The organism is Moorena sp. SIO4E2 (genome assembly GCF_010671945.1).
Taxonomy (GTDB): Bacteria; Cyanobacteriota; Cyanobacteriia; order Cyanobacteriales; family Coleofasciculaceae; genus Moorena; species Moorena producens.
Genome location: NZ_JAAHIE010001399.1, coordinates 1 through 1,090 on the forward strand (window position 1 = coordinate 1; position 1,090 = coordinate 1,090).

1 pseudogene is annotated in these 1,090 nt (G+C 50.6%); it reads left to right on the forward strand.

Going from position 1 to position 1,090, the window contains the following annotated elements:
- Positions 1–24: 24 nt before the first annotated feature.
- Positions 25–1,090, forward strand: a pseudogene (locus tag F6K37_RS43985) (transposase); the annotation flags it as partial.

A 1,090-nucleotide genomic window follows, 5' to 3' on the forward strand; every position in this document is an offset into this window, starting at 1 on the left:
TATAGAGTAAGTCGGGAAAGATTTATGCCCAAACGCTTGAGACTATTACCTCATCTGAGTTGTGAGGAATTGGAGGAACGGTATCGTCAAGCCAGTGATGCTGTAGAACGCAGCCAATACCAAATCCTGTGGTTGAAGGCATTAGGGAAACAGACGGAAGAGGTGCGAGAGGCAACGGGGTATTCCGCAGCGCTGGATACGAGTGATTGCAAAGCGCTACAACCAAGACGGGGAAGCAGGGGTAGGTGATGGTCGGCATCATAATCGTGGAGCCGAACCAATACTAAACGAGGTTCAACAAGCCCAACTCCTACAAGCTCTAGAAGCCCCTGTGGATGAGAGCGGGTTGTGGAATGGTCGCAAGGTAGCCGATTGGATGAGTCGAGTGCTCGAGCGTCGGGTTGCACCCCAACGAGGTTGGGAATATCTCAAGCAGATGGAGTTTCGGCTGCGCTTGCCCCGTCGGGAGCATCAGCAGCAAGACCCAATGGAGCAAGAAGCCTGGAAAAAAAACTGCCTGAGCGAGTAGAGCAGTTACGACAGCAGCATCCGGGGGCAGAGATTGAGTTGTGGGCGATGGACGAACATCGAGTTGGACTCAAACCTGTGCTGCGTCGCCTCTGGCTGCCCTGGTGGGAAACCCCAATCGCCTTTGAAGTTACCGTAAGGATAGTGGAGCCTTTATGGTTGGCAGGCTATGCAGAAAAGGGTCAAAACTTATTGATTAAGGCTCCACTATCCTAAGGTTTCGTCTCCAAGGTTCAGTGGCGCTATGAGTGGGTTTGGGTATGGGGTTTTGTGCATCCAGCTTCGGGTGAAACTTACTGGTGGTTACTACCGAGAGTCAACATTCAACTATTCAATCAAGTCCTGGCTGACTTTGCCCAACATTTTAGCTTAGGTCCAAATAAACACGTGATCTTAACTGTTGACCAAGCAGGCTGGCAAAAAGCGTGACCAAGTCGTGCGTTCCAGTTGGATTGCATTTAGAGTTTCTTCCCCCTTACTCCCCTGAGTTGCAACCAGCAGAACGTCTTTGGTCAATTTTGGATGAGCCGATTGCCAACCGGACCTTTGAGAAGATTGAAGA